Annotated in this window: 16 protein-coding genes; 13 read left to right on the forward strand and 3 right to left on the reverse strand. The window is 55.7% G+C overall.

From position 1 onward, the window contains the following. Positions 1–63 precede the first annotated feature (63 nt). From L6439_RS07945 to L6439_RS08000, 12 genes are all read left to right on the forward strand, one after another. Entirely contained in the window at positions 64–1167 is a 1104-nt protein-coding gene (locus L6439_RS07945; protein ID WP_213469018.1) for a C45 family autoproteolytic acyltransferase/hydrolase, read from the forward strand. A gap of 155 nt (positions 1168–1322) precedes the next feature. After that, positions 1323–2213 (forward strand): GyrI-like domain-containing protein, encoded by an 891-nt coding sequence (locus L6439_RS07950; protein WP_213469019.1) that lies wholly within the window; start codon positions 1323–1325, stop codon positions 2211–2213. 241 nt (positions 2214–2454) lie between these two features. Next, positions 2455–3411 (forward strand): 3'-5' exoribonuclease YhaM family protein, encoded by a 957-nt coding sequence (locus L6439_RS07955; RefSeq protein ID WP_168181878.1) that lies wholly within the window; start codon positions 2455–2457, stop codon positions 3409–3411. A 187-nt stretch (positions 3412–3598) separates the two neighbouring features. Further along, positions 3599–4840 carry an NRAMP family divalent metal transporter gene (locus tag L6439_RS07960; RefSeq protein ID WP_172879005.1) on the forward strand — a complete coding sequence of 414 codons (1242 nt, stop codon included), beginning with the start codon at positions 3599–3601 and terminating at the stop codon, positions 4838–4840. Positions 4841–4905: 65 nt separating this feature from the next. Continuing rightward, positions 4906–5310 (forward strand): hypothetical protein, encoded by a 405-nt coding sequence (locus L6439_RS07965; protein ID WP_213469020.1) that lies wholly within the window; start codon positions 4906–4908, stop codon positions 5308–5310. Between the two features lie 643 nt (positions 5311–5953). Then, positions 5954–7480: a copper amine oxidase N-terminal domain-containing protein gene (locus L6439_RS07970; RefSeq protein WP_213469021.1), complete on the forward strand. Its 1527-nt coding sequence runs from the start codon at positions 5954–5956 to the stop codon at positions 7478–7480. Between the two features lie 456 nt (positions 7481–7936). Next, positions 7937–8911, forward strand: coding sequence for a LacI family DNA-binding transcriptional regulator (locus L6439_RS07975; protein WP_213469022.1), 975 nt, complete (start codon positions 7937–7939; stop codon positions 8909–8911). Positions 8912–9049: 138 nt separating this feature from the next. After that, on the forward strand, positions 9050–10345 hold the full coding sequence (locus L6439_RS07980; RefSeq protein ID WP_237096787.1) for an ABC transporter substrate-binding protein: 1296 nt from the start codon (positions 9050–9052) through the stop codon (positions 10343–10345). A gap of 88 nt (positions 10346–10433) precedes the next feature. After that, positions 10434–11318, forward strand: a complete 885-nt coding sequence (locus L6439_RS07985; RefSeq protein WP_213469023.1) for a carbohydrate ABC transporter permease — start codon at positions 10434–10436, stop codon at positions 11316–11318. After that, a complete protein-coding gene (locus L6439_RS07990; protein ID WP_213469024.1) occupies positions 11318–12160 on the forward strand; it encodes a carbohydrate ABC transporter permease in 843 nt (280 codons plus the stop codon). The genes L6439_RS07985 and L6439_RS07990 overlap by 1 nt, the downstream gene beginning before the upstream one ends. A 250-nt stretch (positions 12161–12410) precedes the next feature. After that, positions 12411–12992 (forward strand): uridine kinase family protein, encoded by a 582-nt coding sequence (locus L6439_RS07995; RefSeq protein WP_213469025.1) that lies wholly within the window; start codon positions 12411–12413, stop codon positions 12990–12992. 276 nt (positions 12993–13268) lie between these two features. Beyond that, positions 13269–13526 (forward strand): hypothetical protein, encoded by a 258-nt coding sequence (locus L6439_RS08000; protein WP_213469026.1) that lies wholly within the window; start codon positions 13269–13271, stop codon positions 13524–13526. 259 nt (positions 13527–13785) lie between these two features. Here the strand turns inward: L6439_RS08000 and L6439_RS08005 are convergent, their stop codons facing one another. Then, positions 13786–14697: an SDR family oxidoreductase gene (locus L6439_RS08005; RefSeq protein WP_213469027.1), complete on the reverse strand. Its 912-nt coding sequence runs from the start codon at positions 14695–14697 to the stop codon at positions 13786–13788. A gap of 452 nt (positions 14698–15149) precedes the next feature. On the opposite strand from L6439_RS08005, the gene L6439_RS08010 reads away from it, so the two are divergent. Beyond that, complete coding sequence (locus tag L6439_RS08010; protein ID WP_213469028.1) at positions 15150–16280, forward strand: plasmid pRiA4b ORF-3 family protein; 1131 nt, start codon at positions 15150–15152, stop codon at positions 16278–16280. 65 nt (positions 16281–16345) lie between these two features. Here L6439_RS08010 and L6439_RS08015 read toward each other — a convergent pair whose 3' ends face one another. Together L6439_RS08015 and L6439_RS08020 are read right to left on the reverse strand one after the other, a co-directional pair. After that, entirely contained in the window at positions 16346–17164 is an 819-nt protein-coding gene (locus tag L6439_RS08015) for an inositol monophosphatase family protein (protein ID WP_213469029.1), read from the reverse strand. A gap of 338 nt (positions 17165–17502) precedes the next feature. After that, entirely contained in the window at positions 17503–18096 is a 594-nt protein-coding gene (locus L6439_RS08020; protein ID WP_213469030.1) for a TetR/AcrR family transcriptional regulator, read from the reverse strand. Between the last annotated feature and the right edge of the window lie 106 nt (positions 18097–18202).

Consider the following 18202-nt stretch of genomic DNA (forward strand, 5'->3'; position numbering starts at 1 on the left):
TCCTTCCGTAGCTTGGTACGATGGATGGGAACGAGTCAGGAGATGTAAAGGAGAGGGTAGCAGATGCAAGAGAAAACGGGGTATTTTGTGAATGTGGAGGGCACGAGCCGGGAGGCGGGCCGGCAGCAGGGACGATTCGCGGCGGAGCATCCGGCATGGATGCCGATGCTCGTCCTTCCGGAACCGCTGCCGGAAGCGCGGCTGCGGGAGACGATGCGGCTGCTGGACGACTATTGCCCCGGCATCAATGACGAACTGCTCGGGGCGGCCGAGCAGCTTGGAGTCGAGCCGGGCCGGATGGTCTACTATGCGGGGACCGATATTCAGGCGGGCTGCAGCCACTGCGCCGTCCTGCCCGGGAAGACGAGCGGCGGGCGGACCTATGTGCTGCGCAATTACGATCTGTCCCCGGAGCTTGCCGACATGCGGCTCTGCGATACCGCGATTCACGGGCGGTACCGGCATATCGGGTTCTCGACCCTTCTGTTCGGACGAACGGAAGGGATGAACGAGCACGGGCTGTGCGTCACCTTCTCGGCCTGCGGCCAGCCGGTCGGCCATATGGAGGGCATGCGGCCGGCGAAGGCGAGCGGCCTGCAGTTCTGGGCGGTCGTGCGCACGGCGCTCGAACGCTGCCGGACGGTTGCGGAGGCGGTCGCCGCCATACGCGAGATGCCGATTGCATCGAACATGAATCTGATTATCGCCGACGCGTCGGGACATGCCGCGCTGCTGGAGACGTTCGACGGCGTAGTGTCGGTCAAGGAAGCGGACGGGACGTCAGAGTCTTATGTTACGGCGACGAACCATCCGCTGTTCCCGGAAGTCGCCCGGCTGGAGCCGCGCCGGCTGCATCACTCCGTCGTCCGCCACGAGCTGTTGAACGAGGCGCTCGGAGGGAGCGCGCCGATCGGCAAGGATGACTTGCGCGGGCTGGTACAGCGGGAATATCCGCATGGACTGACCGTGCACAATTACCGGCAATGGTTCGGCACGCTCTATTCAATGCTGTTCGATCTGGACGAACGCTCGCTGGATGTCTGCTTCGGCTCGCCGCTCCAGAATCCATGGTATACTGTGCGTATCGGGGAACCGTTCCCGCTGGAGCAGGTGAAGGTGCGGATGGAGCATCGCGATCCGGAGCCCGGCTTCTGGCAGCTGGTCTGATGCGATGCGGCAGCCTCCCGCCCCTTGGCCAGCCTGCGGCGGCGAGGAGGCTGGCCCCCGGCCCGGATGTTCGCCCGGCCGTTGCGGCGGAAGAGGCACGGCTAAGCAGGAGGACGGAACCCATGAACCAATGAACGGATGACGGAGGATCAGAAATGAAACATTCCATCATCGAAAGCGCGGTCCATTATATCGAGACCCATCTGAAGGAACCGCTGCACGCGGACGAGGTGGCCCGGCATGTCCATGTCTCCTATTACCACTTCCACCGTATGTTCCATGCGATGACGGGGGAGACGATCGGAGATTATATCCGCAAGCGGAGACTGACGGAAGCGTCGCTGGAGCTGATGGGAACGCGGCGGCCGATACTGGATATCGCCGTCGATTATCAATTCGAGTCGCATGAAGCCTTCAGCCGCGCCTTCAAAAAGGTGTTCGGCCTCTCCCCGCAAGCCTTCCGCCGCAAGGGGATCCGGCCGGTCGTCAACAGCAAAGGAGCGCTGATCGGCCCGCGGCTGAGGCATCGCGTCAGCAGCATCGCCATCGAACCGGAGATCGTCGAGCTGGAGCGGAGCATTACGGTCTTCGGATTTCAGGGCCACAGCAACCTGCGCGACAATCATATCCCGGACATGTGGTCGGAATTGCTTCGGCATCGCCGGGAGGCCCCGGCCGGGAGCTTGGGTTCGACGGCTTACGGCATCTGTCAGGCACTGGGGGCCATGCCCGTGCATGATCTGAGCGAGGAGACGGTGTTCGGGCAATTCGTCGGCTTCCAGGCGGCCGGAGACGGGACGCCGCCGCCAGGGATGGCCGCCTATGTCATTCCCTCCGGCTTGTACGCGGTGTTCCGCCACCAAGGTCCAACCTCCTTGCTGCGCAGCAGCTACGAGTACATTTGGGGCACATGGCTGCCAGCCGCTGCCTGGGAGCTGGACGATCGCGACGATTTCGAACAGTATGGAGAAGACTTTTGCGGAACGGAGCATGAGGACTCCATCATTCGGATTCATATCCCGGTCAAGCCGGTCGCAGGCGGCTAAGGCCGGAGGTCAAGAGAGATGACACGGAAGAAAACAGAGTCCAGGGCGCAGCTGAATGCATCATCCCAATGCACTCGCTGCAAGCAGAGAGCGATCTTTTCCGCCATGCGCGGAGAAGGTCGTTTTTGTGCTGGCAGCCGCCCTTGCCGCAACGGGAATAGAAGCGTGTTCCATTTGATCCCGCCCGCCGCGGTGAACTCGTTGTATAATATAGGTATCAAGGCAAGGAGGAACTTATCACGTGACATTAATCAAGCAACTGACGAATCAGGACGAGTTTATCGGCTTTTATTTGTTGAAGGAGCTGGAGGTCAAGCAGACGAACGGCAATCCGCCGAAAGACTATTTGGACATCGTCCTGTGCGATGCGACCGGGCAGCTCCCTGCTAAATACTGGGATGCTTCGCCGACCGACAAGGAGACGTTTTTCCCGATGGGGCTCGTGAAGGTGCGCGGCATCGTGCAGACCTACCGGGAGAGGCTTCAGGTGAAAATCCTGCAAATCCGGCCGGCGAGCGAGGAGGACGGGGTGACGCTGACCGATTTCATCCGCTCGGCGCCGATCCGCCCCATCGACCTGATTCATGCGATCAAGCAGGCCATCGCCAGCATTTCCGATAAAGAGATTCGCGCGCTTGTCAGCTTCTGCGTCGGCAAGGTGGAGGAGAAGCTGATGCACTACCCGGCGGCGAAAACCCATCATCATGCCTATTTCGCCGGGTTGGCCTATCATATGGTCCGCATGCTGGAAATCGGGGATTTTCTGTGCCGGCAGCGGCCGTTCCTGAATCCGGATCTGCTGAAGGCAGGCATCATACTTCACGATATCGCGAAGCCGGAGGAGATGGTGGCCCAGCTCGGCATCGTATCGGAATACAGCGTTCAGGGCAAGCTGGTCGGCCATATCTCGATGGCATCGAACTGGATTACGGAGGCTGCCCTGCGGCTCGACATCGATCTCGACTCGCCGAAGGTGCTTGGCCTGCAGCATCTCGTGCTCTCGCATCATAATCTGGGAGAATGGGGCAGCCCGGTGCAGCCTCAGACGCCGGAGGCGGTGGCGCTCCATCATATCGACGCGCTCGACGCGAAGCTTCAGATGGTCGAGGATGCGCTGGACACGACGCCGGAGACGGAGGAGTGGACGCCGTTCATCCGCGGTCTGGAGAATAAGGCGATCTACCGGATGAAGCTGTAGTACATAAGGGTGCAGAGGGCCGACGCCGGAAGGAAGGCAGCGGGTTCATGTTCATTCATGGACCGGCTGCTTTTTTCCTGCAATCTTGTGTAAAGGGATCGAATTAGAGACATTTTAAAGTCGGCTGATCGGAAAATCTCTCGAGTATAATTCGTGTAAGCGCTTTATATTTTGGGAGGTGGAGTTGATGAGCAATTTCGACACGGAGCTGTATCCAGCCCGCAATCCAAGCCGTAGATGGAGAAAAGGCTTGCTCCTTCTTGGCCCGGGCTTCATTACCGCCGCGGCCGTCCTCGGTCCGGGGAGCATTACGGTCAGCAGCAGCGCCGGGGCGCTTATGCAATACTCGGTGCTGTGGGTGCTGGTCATCGCTGCCGTATTTATGTCCGCGTTCACCGTCATTGCCGGCAAGATCGGCTGCCTGAACCGCGATTCGCTGCTCTTCATCGTTCAGCGGCAGTACGGGCGCTGGCTGGCCATTCTCATCGGGCTGAGCGTGTTTCTGATCACCGCCGGCTTCCAGACCGGGAACAATATTGGCATCGGCCTGGCCTTCGATACCGCATTTGGCGGAGGCATCGCCTTGTGGGCAAGCGTTTTTCTCGTGATCGCCCTCGCATGTATTTGGACCTCCAGCAACTTCTACAAGCTATTGGAAAAGGTGATGATGCTGATGGTCATCCTGATGATCATCGCCTTCATCGGGAATCTGTTCCGCATATCGCCGGACCTGGGCGCGCTGGCCGCAGGGTTCGCGCCTTCCCCGCCTGCCATCTGGGGGCTGGTCATTGCCATCTCGGCGACCAGCTTCAGCATTGCCGGAGCAGCCGGGCAAGCCTATATGGTTCAGGGCAAAGGCTGGCAGCCGCAAGATCTGCGCAAGAGCAATGCCAGCGCCGTCGTCGGGATCGCGGTCCTCTGCGGCCTGACCCTCATCATTATGATTACGTCGGCGGCCGTGCTCGCCCCCCAAGGCATTCAGGTGCAGAGCGCCCTTGATATGGCCATCCAACTGGAGCCGTTGCTTGGACCGCTGGCGAAATGGCTGTTCCTCCTCGGTCTGTTCGCGGCTTCCTTCTCTTCCTTCATCGCGAACGCCGTCTTGGGGGGAATGCTGCTGTCGGACGGCTTCGGCTGGGGCCGCACGCTGAATGACAAGAGCGTTAAAATATTCACTTCCCTGCTGCTGGCGGGGAGCGCGCTGATCGCGATTTTGGCCGAGGCCAATCCGATTCAATTGATTATTATGGCCCAAGCGACGACGGCGCTTGGAGCGCCGCTTATCGCTATCGTGCTGCTCTTGCTCGGCAACAACAAACAGGTGCTCGGCAGCCGCACGAACGGCTGGTTCATGAATGTCCTCGCGGGGCTCGCCTCTCTCTGGCTCCTCTATTTATCCGTGAATCAGCTGCTGACCTTCTTCGCGTGAGACCGGCAGGAGTAAGGAGAGCAGGAGAGAGCAAGATGGAAGGGGGGCATAGGCAGGCATTGCATATGAGTGGGATAACGGATCGGCAGAGAAGGTTAGGCGGGAAAAAGGGGAATCGGGCAGAGCTGCGGAAGACGGAGGACAGGCCGCCTGCTTCTTGTGGAAGACGAAGATGGGACACTGTCTTCTTGTGGAAGACGAAGGATGGGGCGCCGTCTTCCTTTGGAAGACGAAGATGGGACGATGTCTTCCTGCATAAGACGAAAGATGGGACGATGTCTTCCTGCGGAAGACGAAGGGTGGACACTAACTTCCTGTGGAAGACGGGAGATCGCCGCCAGCCTTTCTGCGGAAGACGAGGACAGGCCCCTGCCTTCATGCGGCATACGGTCAGGGCGGATGTGAAGACGGATGAGGCGGTGAAATCCTGCGTGGCTGCAGCAATTTACGCTGCTTGGGGCGATATTTGAGCAAATTCCTGCAAAAGTACATTATTTTCGCCGATTTTTGGCTTTCATCTATTGAATAATGTGAAATTGATGCAGTTTTGCAGGAACTCCCGTAACGGAGCACGCGCCGTTAAGGAAAACTGTATATTTACAGTTTTCTCAGCCGCTTCGCTGTGAGAAGCAGGGGCGGGACTGTCCGCCGCAGCTGAAAAACGACTTATGGGACAGCTCCTTCGCTGCAACCTTACCACCTTACCCGGGGGCTGGCCGCGTCAAAATGTCCTGTTTATAACTCATTCCAGTTGACGGAAACCTCGACATGCCCGTTAGCATCCCGGGATTCGCTCGTTACCTTTAAGCTTTCGCTCGCGCTGTTCCCCATAAGCGACAAGCTTGTTTCGGCGGAGGAGTGGAGCAGGCTTTCAGCCAGGTATATTTTTCTGCTCTATGACCAAAGAGGTAGAACGCTAAGCCCCGGAAGGCGGCGCTGCCCTGCAATGACCGGGGCCTGTATCCGTGTCCAGCCGCTTGTTGAGCAAGCGGGCGATGCCGCATCAGCGCATGCCGGATTATTGCCTTTACACATTTCCCTTCGGTCGTCATAATGAAAGCGGGGTAAATTTTTTCCTGAATGGAAGGTCCTGAATGGAAGGGGAGAGGAAAAGTGAGAGGGAGGCAATGGATATGCGCGGGTCTGGCGGCTCTCCTGCTTGTATTGGCAGGCTGTCAGCCAATCGGCGGACTGGATGTGCCGAAGCTGCTGCTGAAGCAGATGGAGGTCGCGTCTTATGAAGGGAAGCAGACGGTCTCGATTGAGATCGAAGCTGCGAACCACGAGGTGCCGGCGGTAGATGCGGCAGCGCTGCAAATGATCGACGGGGCTGAATTAACGGTCGAGACGAAGGTGCAAAATGACCAGCGCATGTCGATGGAAGGCGTGTTCAAGGCGGCGGGCCGCCAGCTTCCGTTCCGGCTGAGCTTGAAGGATCGGGCGGTCGCCGCCTGGATCGAAGGGGCGGCGGCTCCGATCATCATTTCCGAAGATGGGGATTCGTCCGGGGGAGCGTCCCTAGTTACGACAGAGGAATCGCGGGCCATCGGCCGCCTCGCGTTGGAGCTGTTCGGCAAATATGCGCCCAATCCGAGCGACATCTCCGTGAAGCCGGTGACGGAACCGGTGCTGGGGGAGGACCTGGCGTTGAAGCAGGTGCATCTGGAATTCGGGGGCGACGAGCTTCTGCCGTGGGCGAAGGAGCTGATCCGAGCCGCGATGCAGGACAAGGAGGGGCTGAAGCAGTGGTTCGTAACGGCAGGCCGCCTGCTCTACCCGGCTGCCACCGGGGGGCTGGACAATATGCCGCCGGATCAGGACGTGCTGCCTGATGCGCTCAACGAAGGCGAAGCAATCGGGTTGTCCTTATACGAATCGTTCATGGAATACGCGCCGGAGCTGCTGGCCGAGCTGGAGCAGATGGAAAAAGACTTGCCGGCACACGCTCCGGGTGCGGACGCGCTGCTCAGTCCGGCGACGAAGCTGGTCCTGGATCTGTATGCCGACGGGGACTTGAATATCCGCAAATCCAAGATGCAGCTTACGATCGCGCTCCCGTCGCCGGCGGACGCGCCCTTCTCCGCCATCACGATTCGTCAGACTTCGGAGATGGGCCGCTTGAACGAGGACGTCAAGGCGGATGAGATGGATATGACGAATGCGGTCGCGCTGGATGATCCGGAGATGACGCCAGGCAAATGGCTGCGGCATTTCGAATCGGGATCGCTGGCGCGCCAGTGGCTGAAGCAGTCGGGAGCGACCGCGCGAACGGCAAGCCTGCTGATGCCTGAGCCGGGAGCGGATACATACGGTTGGGATGAGATGCCGCAGCCGTATGTCAAGAACGGGACGTTAATGGTTCCGCTGCGCCATGTGGCGGAGCAGTTCGATGCGTCGCTGACCTGGGACAGCAAGACGAAGCTCTCGCTCGTCGACGATATTACGGGAGCTGTGACACAGATCGAGCTGAACAGCAAGAAGGCGACCGTAGGCGGTCTGGAGATCGACCTGCCGGAAGCGCCGGAGCTGCGTGACGGCCAGCTCTATGTCCCTGTTCGTTCGGTCGCTTATATGCTGGGGCTGTGGCTGCAGAAGGTTGAGTTTTACGATTCGGCATGGGTGGATTTGATTCGGAAATAAATCAGCGCGGAGCGTGTGCGGCATCGGGAGGGATGCACGCCCGGCTGCTCCGCGCAACGGGAAGAAACCGGAACGGGGACAGGGATCCCGGGTTCCGGCTTTTTCGCGCTGGAGGGCGGTCTACAGAAATCCGTTGAGGCGTCTGCCGATCAACAGCGACGAAGAGATTGGAGCCTGACGTCACGGTCAAGGATCGAGGCTTATGCGAGAGAGCGAAGCGGCTCTCGTGCTCGAGCCCCCGCTGGAGCCGAACGGGGCGCTGCCCCCATAGCGGGCCAGCCTCTGCGGTATGGCGAGGCATGAAGCGGGACGCTGCCATTGTCGGCTGGCCGCACTTGAAGGCAGTCTCTTCCGAGGAAGGGACTGTCCCATTGTGCAGCCGGTCAGGGGAAGGCTTGTGTTGCAGCCGATTATGGATTAATGTTAATTCATAATCAGGAGGAAGGAGGAAGCCTCATGCCGACGATTAAAGATGTGGCGGAGAAGGCTGGCGTGACCGTCACGACCGTGTCCCGCGTATTGAATAACCGCGGTTATATTAGCCAAGAGACGAGAGACAAGGTATATCGCGTGATGGACGAATTGCAATACCGGCCGAATGAGATCGCCCGATCGCTGTCAAGGAAGCGATCGATGATGCTGGGCCTCATTATTCCGACGATCGCACACCCCTTTTTCGCCGAGATGACGAATTATATCGAGACCTACGCCTTTTCGCTGGGCTATAAGATTTTGCTGTGCAATTCCCGCCTTGATCGGGTGAAGGAGAAGGAATACATCAATATGCTGAAAAGCCATCGGGTGGACGGCATGATTATGGGGAGCCATACGCTCGACGTGCAGGAGTACGAGAAGCTGCGGCAGCCGGTTATCACCTTCGACCGTCAGATCGCGGATATTCCGTACATATCGTCCGACAACTATCAAGGCGGCGTGTTGGCCGCGCAATTGCTGATCGACAGGGGCTGCCGGCGAATCGCCCATATTTCGGGCAATTTGGGCCTGGATATGCTGGGCAACCGGCGCTTGGAAGGATTTCTTGACACGCTGCGGAAGCATGCGCTTGAACCGATTGTCATTGAGCTTGGCACCGATGTGTTCGAGAGCTCGGGCTACGAGAGCATGATTCGGCGCTTGTTGGAGAGGGAGCCGGAAATAGACGGGCTGTTCGCCAGCAGCGATATTATTGCCGTTCATGTGATGAAGGTGTGCTCTTCGCTCGGGATCAAGGTGCCGGAGCGGATGAAGCTGATCGGCTACGACGATATTTCGCTTGCTTCGCTGGTGGAACCGGAATTGACGACCATTCGGCAGCCGCTGGAGGCCATGAGCAGATTGGCGGTCGATCTGATCAACAAGCTGATTCAGGGAGAGAAGGTGCCGCTGGAAAATATCGTTCCGGTAACGCTGGTGGAGCGAAAGACTTGCTGACAAGAGGCCATATCACCAAGATACGGCTTTTTATTTACGCCGATATGACAATCGGTTGACATGTCAATCGGTTGTCATATATAATCGCCTTGAAAGCGCAACCAAAAATAGGCAAGAAGACATGGGGGGATGAGCTTTATGAAGAAATCACGGTTCATGGTCTTGGCGCTGGCAGTGCTGATGTGCGCCACGGTGGCCGCTGCTTGCGGGAAGGACGGCGGCGAAAGCGGGAAGTCCGGAGAGGACGGCCAGGCGGTCACGATCACCTTCTTGAACTCGAAGGCGGAGATTCAGCAGGAGATGAATGCCGCAGCCGCCCAATTCAGGGAGGCCAATCCGGGCATTACGGTCGAAGTCATCTCGACGACGGAAGCCCAGTCTCCGGTGGAGCGGGCATCCGCCCTGTACGCGGCAGGCACGCCTGCGACGCTGGCGATGCTTGACGCGGGCGATATTGCCAAGTTCAAGGACAAGGCGGCCGACCTGTCCGCCGAGAAATGGGTCCGCGATCTGGCGCAACCGAATGAACTGGACGGCCGGACGATCGCCTTTCCGTTCGCCGTGGAAGGGTATGGACTCATCTATAATAAGGCCGCCGTCGAGAAGGCGTTGGGCGGCTCCTTCGATCCGGGCGCGGTTCATACTGCCGGAGCTCTGGAGAAGCTGTTCCGTCAGCTCGAAGCTTCGGGGACGGCGCCTATTACGATCGGCAGCATGGACTGGTCGCTGGGGAACCATTTCCTCGCTCTCGCGTATGCGGCCCAGCCGGACGGCGACGTTGAGGCTTTTTTGGACGAATTGAAGGCAGGCCAGGCGGCGCTCGCCGACAATGCCGCGTTCAACGGCTTGCTGGACACCTTCGACTTGATGATGAAATATAACAAGGGCAAGGATGATCCGATGGCTGTCACTTATGAACAAAGCGCCTCGGCGGTGGCCAAGGGAGAGGCGGCGATGACCTTCAACGGCAACTGGCTTATCGGCGAGCTGCAGAAGTCCAATCCGGACGGCGAATTCGGCTTCCTCCCGGTTCCGGTCAGCAACGATGCCGGCGACAAGGCCAATTCGGCGATTGCGATCGGGGCGACGAAGCAGATTTTTATCGATAAGGAAAAGAGCACGGAGGAGCAGCAGGCGGCAGCGAAGAAATTCCTTGACTGGCTTGTCTACGAGGAAGCGGGACAAGATTTTCTGGTGAACAAGGCCCGCGTCGTTCCCGCCTTCCAAAATATCGCGATGGAGCCCGCCAACTCCCTGGGCCAAGCCGTCAAGGCTTACAACAATGCCGGCCAGGCGCTTCCGTTCGCCGGGAACTTCGTGCCGGGCGATCATTGGAAGGTGCTCGGCGCTTCGATGCAAAAGTATCTCGCGGGCAAAGCAGACCGGGCGGCGCTGGCGGCCGAGATCGAAGACTATTGGAAAAGCGGCAAGTGATATTGATAAGGCCATGGCCGAAGGATGAGTTGCATGCTCACGTCAATCGGCCGGCCGTTTGTCATTTAGAGAAACGGGGGATTCCGTCATGCTTTCTGAACGGTGCTTCATGAAGAGACTGGGACACCGCCTCTTCTTTACAGGACCGGCGTTATTTTGTTTTTTTGCCGTCATTATCATCCCTTTTATGTATGGAATCTATATGACGTTTTTTCAATGGGACGGCATTGCTGCCGAGATGCCGTTCGTCGGCCTGGCCAACTATGCCGAAGTGCTGCGGGATGCGAAGTTCTGGACCTCGGTCTGGCTGACGATAAAATATGTCGGCGCGACGGTTTTGCTCATTAATGCCGTGGCCTTCTTTCTCGCCTGCGCGGTTACCTCCGGATATCGGGGACAGAACTTTTTCCGGACCGCCTTCTTTACCCCGAATCTGATCGGCGGTCTGGTGCTCGGCTTTTTATGGCAGTTTATTTTCAACCATTTTCTAGTGAACTTCGGGCAAAAATACGATCTGCTTCTGTTCGCCAAAACATGGCTGGGCGACGAGCAGCGGGCGTTCTGGGCGCTCGTCATCGTAACGGTATGGCAGTATGCCGGTTATATGATGGTCATCTTCATTGCCGGTCTGGTCAGCGTGCCGAAGGATGTGCTGGAGGCGGCTACGATCGACGGCTCCGGGGGCTGGACCCGGCTGACGCGCGTCGTGCTTCCGTTAATGGTGCCCTCCTTCATCGTGACGATATTCCTGTCGCTTCAGCGCGGGTTCATGGTCTATGACGTCAACTATGCGCTGACTCAGGGCGGGCCGTTCGGCAGCACGGTGCTCGTCTCGATGCATGTGTATGACCAGGCGTTCCAGCGTTACGACTACGGGGTTGGCCAGGCGGAGGCGTTCGTGCTGTTCTTTTTCGTCGCGGCGGTAACCATCCTTCAAGTCTACATCGGGAAGAAAATGGAGGTGGAAGCCTGATGCGAACCCGTTACATTCTGAAGCGGGGCGTCATCTACGTGATCCTGATCTGTTCGTTGACCGGATTTCTGTTCCCGTTCTATCTGCTGGTCGTGAACGCGTTCAAGCGCAACGCGGACATTATCGAGGCTCCGGCCGCGCTGCCGTCCTCGATACAGTTCTCCCATTTCGTGACCGTCATCCGCGAGATGGACTATGTTCACAGCTTCGTCAATTCGCTGCTCATTACGGGGGCCAGCCTCGTATTCATTTTGCTGTTCTCCGCGATGGCGGCTCATTACTTCGTGCGGAACAACACCAGGGGGAATCAACTGATCTTCTTCATGATGGTTGCCTCGATGATCATCCCGTTCCAGGCGATTATGATTCCGTTAGTATCGTTGTACGGGAATCATCTTGGCTGGATCTCGAACGCGCCGCGGCTCACGCTTATTTTCATGTACATCGGCTTCGGCAGCTCGCTCGCGGTATTTATTTTTCACGGGTTCATCAAAAGCGTTCCGCGCGAGCTCGAAGAAGCGGCATATATCGACGGCTGCAACCGCTGGCAATCGTTCTTCAAGGTTGTGGCTCCGATCTTGAAGCCGACTTCCGTGACGATTGGCATTTTGAACGTATTGTGGATCTGGAACGATTTCCTGCTGCCGGTGCTCATCCTGCAGAATGCAGGCAAGGACAAGCTGACCTTGCCGCTGGCGATCCAAGTCTTCAAGGGAAGCTATACTTCCGATTTCGAGAAGTTCCTGCCCGCGGTTCTGCTCGTTATTCTCCCGATTCTGATTGTCTATATTTTCGCGCAGCGCTACATTATTCAAGGGGTGACGCAGGGCGCGGTGAAGTAAAATCCATATTCATAGGAGCAAGAGCGCGGGACCGCGGCGGTGCGCCGGGTTCAGTGCTGGGATATGGCTGCGGCCGTGGAGTAGGTTCTTTTCAATAGAAAATGCAAAGAGGATAAGCAAGAGAGGCCCGCAATGCTCATCGAGAGGGTGCAGGCCCTTTTTCTTTCCTTGATTGTTTAATCTACCCAGACTACAATGTACTCATCTAACGTCTTCGTAAATGAAGAAGGAGACAAGGGGAGAAAAGAAAATGAAACCAACGGTGATTGGAATCACAGGCGGATCGGGAAGCGGGAAATCGACTTTTTGCGGCTTAGTAGCCGATGCATTTCAAGGGTATCAAGTGAATGTGATCAGAACAGATGATTATTACAAACAGGCGTTGCCCAAAATGAAATCTCCCTTATCGAATCGCGAATTGGATGATTTTAACCATCCGGACGCCATGGACTATGACAAGTTTATGAAAGATGTTAACGGGTTATTGCATGCAGAGGATAAGGCCGACCTCATTATAATCGAAGGAATATTCACACTGTATTTTGAAGAAATAAGAAACTTGCTCGACTTAAAAATATTTGTTGATCTGGATGCGGATGAACGAATGTACCGTCGCATCGCAAGAAACATGAAGCAGTGGAACGTGACCATGGAGGAGGTGGCGGCATACTATTTGCAAGCAGCGAAACATAGGGAACTGGAGTATGTCCTCCAGACGAAGAAATTTGCCGAAATCATTATAAATGGAAACCTTTTGGAGGGAACAGCGAAAGACGTGGTCTGCAGTTGGATCAACAGCAGGATAAGCCATTCCCGCAATGCGGATGACTAGAGATGCAAGAAAAGACAGGCACCCCTATATCGTTGACATTGGAAAAGCACCCAGGGTGTGACAACCGATGACTACGCAGGGGTGCTGTTTGTTATGGTGAAAAAAGGGACGAAGGAACTATTTGTAATCATCCAAAATATGCCGATGACATCTGTGCTGCCTACAAGCAAGAACCTGGAAAGGAAATGCACCCCTTCGCCAAAGAATGGCGCTGATCAGCCTTTGTCCGCTGAATAGCGTTACGGCTTTATCGTAAAGATTGTGCAGGTGACACAGATGAGAAAACTAACTTATTTCCTTATTGTCGGCATCGTGGTTATTGCAGCGGTTGTCATCTTGACTCCCAATCCCAAGCTCGGGGATGCCGATTTCATTACATCGGAGGAAGACGCGATTGAGCATTTGAAGCAGGTTCCTAGATTTATAGAACATATGGAATATTATAAGACACAGCATACAGACGTAGGGATTGTCGCAGAAAAGGTTGTGAAGAAAGGAGAATACAAATTATTTCGTAATCTTGATCGTCGATAAGGCGGAAGCGAACGCGATAATTACGGCGATATCCGTTCGAAGTGACGGTATGGTCGCCAATGACATAATCGATGGCGTCTTCCGGCTTCCGGAGAATTATGGGAATTATGATTGACCATGTTTCCCGCCAGGTATTTGAGGCAGAAGACATGGACGAACACGGAGGTTGTTGATTTTAGGTCAAAAGCAAACCGCCTTCCTGAAAAGGCGGTTAAACTTTTGGCTGAACAGCTTGGATTCAGTCTTTTTTATTTGATTACTAACGGTAACCGGAAGCATTCGCCGGTTTGCCCGCATTGTGCACTTCTACGAGATACCTCCAGCAATCTGGTTGTGAGCCGTCTAGATCAGAAAAACCATACACTTGTGCGAGCTCGCCGCTTGACACAGAGAGACCGTTCCATCGGGCCACTTCCGGATCTCCAGCTAGCGCGGCAACGGCACGCCCTACAAAACGGGGCGATTCCGAGATAATGAAATGAGGTTCCTTCACTGTGGCGTCACGCCAGTTTTCTTCTTTTACACCATAGTGATCAAGCATGATTTCAGAACGCATCCAACCCGGAGTGACGGCTACTGCGGCGCATTGATAAGGTGAAAGCTCATGGGCTAAAGACTGAGCCATACGTATGACCGACGTTTTGGCCAAATCGTAGAACAGGGATAAACGGTAGTTTTGATCGTTGTACTCCGCCGTGCCGTCCGTTATCTCAATGACCAGTCCATTCTTATTACGGATTAACAGGGGGAGCGCAAAGTGGCTTGTAATAATATGCGTGTCAACCGCAAGCCGAAGCATGCGAAGCCCCCGTTCCAGGGAATGCTCCCACACGGGCACATTCCACTGCGTCAAATATTCCCCACCCCACACATCGTTGACCAAGATGTCCAGTCTCCCCTGTTCATCCTCAATGCGAGCGATTAGTGCCCGAACCTGATCAGGATCCAGATGATCCACTTGAACCGCAATTCCTCGGCCCCCCGCCTTACTTGCCAGCTCAGCGGTTTCTTCGATCGTTTCAGGTCGATTGTACTCCGATCGTTGTGTTCGTGTCGTTCGTCCTGTCACGTAAACTGTAGCCCCAGCCGCTCCTAACTCGATAGCTATTCCTCGACCAGCGCCGCGGGTTGCCCCCGCCACCAAAGCCACTTTTCCATTGAGAGGTTTCATGATAGGGTACTCCTTTCGCCGTTCTACGGTCTATTATAGACCTCAAATAGGACAGCTTATGTCATATTAAGAACGGCGAAGGTATCCTTTCCATCTTTTCAGCTCTGATTTCCGTTAGGACGCAAGAAAAAGTTATACTGTTGGTCTGAACGTTCACGCCGTTGCGGTGAGAGGCAACGGGGCGCTAGTGCTGCTCCCTTCGGCCTAAAATGGGTCTGGAGATCTATTCCGGAAAGTCCCGATTATTCCGATGACATCCTATGTAAAAAGCAGGGTATGAAGGGGAATGGCGGAAACTAATAAATACGTTTGAACACAGAACGGCGGAAATTTTAGTCGGTATCGCGATAAGGATATGAACGTTCCTTCTGCTATAATGGAGCTACTTATTTTTCATCTGCTTCAACGATATCCCTACAATTTGCGACAACCATCCAAGGAGGAACGGATCGATGCTGTACACATGCCAGATTGAACTAAATGATATCACCCCGAAAATATGGCGTCAGTTTCAGTTTCATGCAGACGTCACGTTTGACCAGCTGCACAATATCATTCAGACCGTCATGGGCTGGGAAAATTATCATCTGTATGAGTTCCGGGTCGGTTCAACAAGAATCAGCCTGCCGGACCCGAATTTTCCGGATGGAGGAAGGCAGCTCAATGCGCGAAAAGAGACGGTCGACCAGCATGTGAATCGGGAGAAGACGGCTTTTTCCTATTTGTATGATTTCGGCGACGGATGGGAACATACGATTACGGTGATGAACATACAGACAGAGGTGTCGGCCGGCTTCATTCCGCTCTGTCTGGAAGGAGAGCGCAGCTGTCCGCCGGAAGATGCGGGCGGTGTGCCGGGTTATTGTCATATGGCGGAGGCATTGTCAGACCCCGGACATGATCAGCATGCCATGTTCAAGGACTGGTTGACGGAAGGATACGATCCTGAGCATTTTTCCTGTGATGAGGTGAATGCGGAATTGCGGGAGCAGGGCAGCAAGCTGGTTCCCCAATCACGCCGGAAGCAGCCGGAAAGCACGAAGCCGGTGAAGCTAACGAAGGCCGGATTGAACAAGCGCTTGAAGCAGATGAGCCGGGAAGAGCTGATGGAGCTGGTAAAGGACGGCTATAGCGCGAGCAAAGATATGCAGCGTTTTCTCGCCGCCCGGTTGATCGGAATAGAGGCGGTGGAGTCGCTTTTTCACGAATATCGGGATAAGATCAAGCAGGAATTTTTCCCTGAGCGCGGTTACGCGAAGCTGCGGCTTCAACAAGCTAAAAACGCGATCGCCGAGTTCAAGAAATTGACCGGCAGCGTCAAACATACGCTGGAGTTGAAGCTCGTCTATGTGGAGCTATCCGTCTTGTTCTCGAATACGTATGGTGATATCGATGCGCGTTTCTATGAACAGCTGATGTCGATGTATGAAGATGTCATCGATATCTTGAATGAACATGAGACCGCCGAGCTGTTCCATGAATATAAGGAACGGATAGAGGCCGCGGCATGGAAAGCAGCGGGCTTCGGCTGGGGCGTTCATGAAGTGATGATGGATCTGTATGACGACATAAGATGGAAATAATCGCGTAGAGCAGCAAGATAGGGCCCGCCTCGCTTCCCGGAGCCAGAGCGGGTCTGCGTGCCACGTTATGAATGGGTGACGTACGGAATTGCCTGCATGCCTTCTTGCATTTGTTGCCGAATATCGCGGTTGGCGGCGATAATGCCGGATGTGCCCCAGGTGAACTCGTCTCCCCGAGGGGCGGTCACGACTCCCCCGGCTTCTTGAACCAGCAAGGAACCCGCAATCCAATTGTAATATTCATGCCCGAATTCATAGTATCCGTCGATTCTGCCGCATGCCACATTGGCAAGTTGAAGCGATGCCGAGCCAAGCATGCGGACCGCGAATGCTCGGGGCAGCAGATGGGTCAACCCTGCGATAGTCAGATTGGCAAGTTCTCTGTCTTTTGCGGGAAAAGACGGGGGCGTCGTGGATATAATGGCATCCTCCAGTTTCTTCTTCCGGGCGACATGAATTCGATTCCCGTTCCAAAAAGCGCCTTCCCCGGCAATCGCATGAAACATGTCGCGGTGGCTCGGGTCGTAAACGAACGATAACGCCGGCTTCCCGTCGCGAATTAAGCATAGGTTTATGGCGTAAGACGGAATCCCCTGCAAAAATTGCACGGCCCCATCGATGGCATCGCAGACCCAATATTCTCCCTGGAACTCCGCGGCGCTCTGGCTTGAAATGTCAAATTCGGATTCGGACCAGCGGATATGCGGATACTTCTCGGCCAGCCCGGTCTTGATGGCCTTCGTGGCCGTGTCGTTCTCCTCTCTGAATTGTTCAAATAAACCCTCGGCGGACGCTGCCCGTTCCTTCCGGGCCGAAGCTTCATACAACCCTTCCCCTGCAGATGTTATCAATGCTTCGCAATAACGGATATCAATCGATGTCATTTCCGATTCCTCGCTTTCTTGTTGGATAAGCTCGTTCTTACTCCATCGGGATGGGAAGATTCTCATGCTGCGTCGCTTTGGGTAGTATGATTGAATACTACTCAAAAGTGGCGAGATGTCAACAGCCGGATTTCGCTCGCGGCTGAATTGAGGGCAGGCAGAGGAGGAGCGAATGTTCGAGGTGATTGAGCAGGCTTTGAAGGAGGCGATGGAGCGGGGGGAGATTCCAGTGTCCCCCCGACCCGAGGACGGCGGCACACGCTTTTTCACCGCGTTAGGAAGGCACAAAACGATAGCCCGCCCCCCGGCAGCGCTTGAGAGAGCGGGCTTCATGCGGTTCAAGTGGAGCACAGCGCCTGCAAATGCTGGTCTATAATGGCCTCGAGCCGTTCCGCCGGAAGCCGCTCGGGACGCATCATGCGGTGCATGGCCAGGCCGTCGACGAGGGCGTACAGCTTCTCCGCCTCCATGCCGGCGTCCAGGCCGGGCTTGGCCAGCTTGTGCTCCAGCAGCGTGTTGACAACGAATGAGGCTGCCATGTGCATGCCGTCATGCATCCTGTCGCTCAATGCCTGAAGCTCAGGATAAATCAACGCCTTGGCTTGAAAGGAAAGCCACACCTCCATTTCCATCATTCTCTCTTCGTCCACGGGCAAAAACTGAAGAAGCAGGCGCTTCAAATCCATCAGCACCGGCCCCTCGCGATCCATCGCTTTAATCCGCTTCTCGACCCGATCGATAAAAAGGTTCATGCAGAAAGCAAACAGCTCCGCTTGAGTTGAAAAATAGTGGCGCATCGAGCCGACGGACAGGCCGGCTTCCTCGGCGATCTTGCGGACGGAGGCCTGCTCCAAGCCGGAACGGCGGATAACTCTCAGGGCCGCCTCGGCAACAATATATCTCTGTTTTTCATGATCCACGATTTTTGGCATAGCTCCATTATACACGCTTTACTTTTTTTAATACAGCGTGCTATATTGATTTTTGGTAGTACAGTGTGCTAAAAAGAAAAGCCATCAGCAAAGGAGCTGTCAACAG

Origin of the sequence: Paenibacillus dendritiformis (assembly GCF_021654795.1) — a bacterium.
Taxonomy (GTDB): domain Bacteria; phylum Bacillota; class Bacilli; order Paenibacillales; family Paenibacillaceae; genus Paenibacillus_B.